We start from the raw sequence: 1,634 nt of genomic DNA, 5'->3' as shown, positions 1-1,634 counted from the left end.
TATTATAGTCGAGAGTATTTTCAAAGGCATCCTGACACTGGTTTTGCATTTAAAAATTTTAACGACAATATATGGAACGGGATTAGAAATTTTTCTATTGAGGCCGCAGAGAGATTCCCGCAATTTAAACATTTAGGTTGGGACATAGGTTTATCTGGAGACGGTCCCATCGCCATTGAGGCAAATCTTAATTTCGGTATAGCGACACCACAAATTGCTCTCGGAGGACTACGAGAAAAATATCGGATAGAGAATCCAGATTATTATTGGAAAAATCTCAATAAATCGCCGTATATACAATATAGGTAATCTAAGAAAAATTCTCTTAACGATAATTTTTGGGCTCTGTAGAATTTCTCAATAAGAACAACAAAGACTGATTTTCCCATCACCATCCTGAGGTTGTAAAGGATTAGTTTTTTTTGTTAATCTTTTTTACCTGATAGGGATACCTACGTGCTTTCAGACTCTCGCCAAATCTTCTTTTGAGGACTGAGAAGACCGTTTCAACGAGGTTACTCTGGCGATAGATCTCTTCATTGAACTCAGCCAGATTCTGTCTTCGATAGTATCCTGAGATCCGTTTCCTCTTTCTGTCCCGTATGGGTATCATCGATCCCGATTGTCGTTCTTCCATGATCTACCGATGGATCGCTTCTGCGTCATATCCCTTATCCATCACATATCTCCTATCCTTCCTAGCCCGGTGACACTGTCTCAGAACTGTGACCGCATGCTGGGAATCATGAACCGGGTGCCGGATATCTTCTATCCCCAAATGATCCGGTTCTCGGTATTAACAGCAATTGACATCTTCAGGAACCTCTTCCTGGTCTTAGCCGTCCTCCAGGAATAATAGTGACTGGCATACGAACTGGTGAGTCCCGACGAATCGATAACATTTATTGGGATTCTCTCCCCCATAAGTAGAACCGGGCAATCACCCTGTTGAGGATTCTGCTGAAGATGACAGAGCTGATCCTCGTGGTGAACTTGTGCAATGTGGTCTAGTGATGAACTGTATGCAGATCCATTTTTTCTCGAATCGAATTCATACAGGGGATTGAAATAAAAATCCGATAGAGGAAGAACCACTGTTTAAATCAGAGAGTTGCTAAAAGAATAAATATGAGCCAATTATTCCAATGATAGTAATGAATTATTTCCCACCTGACAGTGAACCGTGAGCCGTATATCCGAGGAATTCTCATTTATACGCCACCAAAATCCCAACTCATCCCGGTTAGTGCTGAACAATAAAATCGCTCTTATTCAATGTAAGTGCATTTTTTCAAGCATGATTTCAACCCATAAAATATTGCATCACCGTTGTTACATGTTGACTTATTTGATTAAATAGCATGAAAGGTGATTTCAAATTGGACAAATTTATTTATGTAACAATTAAGTATCTTGCATCATGGGAAGTGCAGAAAAATTTGTTCATCAATTTGAACAATGCTATCCAGTATTAAGAGCTAGAGAGAAATTTATATGGAAAAATGATCAGGATTTAGCTCACCACATTGAATTCGCCAAAAAACGATATTTTGATTGTCAAAATAAAAAATCAAGAACTCAAATGAAAAACGAGATAAGTTTATGTAAAAAATTTTGGAAATGTAATACATATT

At 38.2% G+C, this 1,634-nt stretch carries 4 protein-coding genes; 3 read left to right on the top strand and 1 reads right to left on the bottom strand.

Going from position 1 to position 1,634, the window contains the following annotated elements; all coding sequences use genetic code 11:
* A partial coding sequence (locus tag QCH34_RS12325; RefSeq protein ID WP_300334566.1) for a sugar-transfer associated ATP-grasp domain-containing protein occupies window positions 1-309 on the top strand: 309 nt, incomplete at its 5' end.
* A 103-nt stretch (window positions 310-412) separates the two neighbouring features.
* On the opposite strand, the gene QCH34_RS12320 is transcribed toward QCH34_RS12325, so the two are convergent.
* Window positions 413-637, bottom strand: coding sequence for a hypothetical protein (locus QCH34_RS12320; RefSeq protein ID WP_300334565.1), 225 nt, complete (start codon window positions 635-637; stop codon window positions 413-415).
* Window positions 638-733: 96 nt separating this feature from the next.
* Here QCH34_RS12320 and QCH34_RS12315 point away from each other — a divergent pair, with 96 nt between their 5' ends.
* Window positions 734-856 (top strand): hypothetical protein, encoded by a 123-nt coding sequence (locus QCH34_RS12315; protein ID WP_300334564.1) that lies wholly within the window; start codon window positions 734-736, stop codon window positions 854-856.
* A 564-nt stretch (window positions 857-1,420) separates the two neighbouring features.
* The coding region (locus tag QCH34_RS12310; protein ID WP_300334562.1) for a hypothetical protein at window positions 1,421-1,634 on the top strand (214 nt) is incomplete at its 3' end.

This window comes from Methanocalculus sp., assembly GCF_029762515.1.
GTDB lineage: Archaea > Halobacteriota > Methanomicrobia > Methanomicrobiales > Methanocorpusculaceae > Methanocalculus.
Note: the sequence above shows the minus strand (reverse complement) of the source record. Positions and strands in the feature narration are given on the sequence as shown.

What these genes read in the sequence shown, in the direction of transcription:
- QCH34_RS12320 (WP_300334565.1), bottom strand. Translation starts at nt 637, where the DNA reads ATGGAAGAACGACAATCGGGATCGATGATACCCATACGGGACAGAAAG.
- QCH34_RS12315 (WP_300334564.1), top strand. Translation starts at nt 734, where the DNA reads ATGCTGGGAATCATGAACCGGGTGCCGGATATCTTCTATCCCCAAATG.